The organism is Nitrosomonas sp. Nm51 (assembly GCF_900111165.1).
Taxonomy (GTDB): domain Bacteria; phylum Pseudomonadota; class Gammaproteobacteria; order Burkholderiales; family Nitrosomonadaceae; genus Nitrosomonas.
The window spans coordinates 1-1,253 of the sequence record NZ_FOGH01000124.1 but is presented as its reverse complement, the minus strand read 5'-3'; the positions used below and the strand labels follow the sequence as shown (position 1 = coordinate 1,253).

Here is a 1,253-nt window from a genome sequence, read left to right as displayed (position 1 = left end):
TTTGATACTCCCTCATTTTTGACTCCTCGTCTCGTGGTTGGGATGAGTACGTTACTGCTATTGCCGTAACGGTCAAACCTTGGGGAGTCCCCCGGCATAGCCGGGGGTTTACCTAACATTAATTAGGGTTCTAACGCGGACATGCTAACGATGAACCAGACATTTTAACCTAAATTCCTCAGTTAGCTGGAATCAAATGCCAACGTAGCGGGAAATGAATCAAGAAATTGTGATTTCTGGGGTTTGCTGGCAATAATTTTACTGATGATATAACGCACCAAGGCTGGCCAGCGACCTGCTTCAGGCAACTGAGGCGCACTTGATAAAATAGCGTCGAGGCCCGCACGGATATTGGCGATCATCGATTTGATTTTATCCTCTGCTTCATGAGTCAATGTCAGTAAAAGTCTGGACTGCCCGGCATGTTGAGTCATGCGGGCGATACCACTGAGCAGCATTGGACGACTGGTAATGGCTTCCAAGCGCCTCTTAGGATGTGCCAGACGAACATACCAGCTCCACCAGTTGTAGATGAGTGCCACGGCTCTTGCTGAAAGATTACAGCGTTCCAGGTCATGCGTCGTGTAGCCGCCCCATCCCCACTGGTTTTTCAATTCATCAAAGCCGTTCTCACAATCCGCCCGATCCCGGTACAATTGCCCAAGGGCTTCCAGAGAATAATCGGTATTGGTCACCAGCACGGTATATTCCCAGAGTTTGATTTTTTCTGAATGGTCGATAAAGTTCAGTGTCTGCTGCACGCCAGACTTCACTTCAACCGCCAGATCACGTTTCACCTGTCGCCGCAATACGACTACCCGTCGTGAATGGCTCCAACCTGCCAACTTGAGTTCATCTTCCACAGCATGCAAACCATTTCCTACATTCTGCCATTCACTTTGGCACCAATTGCGTTCAATAAAACGTTTAACCCCGGTAGTCTGCCGAAGCTTGAACAGATAGCTCTGTCCAATCGTTTCCATTCCAACCATCACACCTTCATTGCCAAATGCATTGTCACCACGCACTATAACGGGACGCTCTTCAGGCTTGAGCCCTGTAATCAGTTGCCGCAAGCGCGGTAAACTATGTTTGGCGGCATGTGATTTGCCGCTTTGCACTTCGGCATCCAATACCAACCGCATGTTACTAATCCAGTAGGTGTGTAACGTATGACTGGGACGTCCTGGCTTCATCGGATTGTAGCCAATCTCGGCACCTGCCTGATGACCATACAACAGCTTGACTGTTGT

General features: G+C 49.0%; 1 protein-coding gene. It reads right to left on the bottom strand.

Annotated features, from left to right (window positions below):
- Positions 1 to 182: 182 nt before the first annotated feature.
- On the bottom strand, positions 183 to 1,253 hold a 1,071-nt coding region (locus tag BMY60_RS15110; RefSeq protein ID WP_143057500.1), incomplete at its 5' end, for a transposase.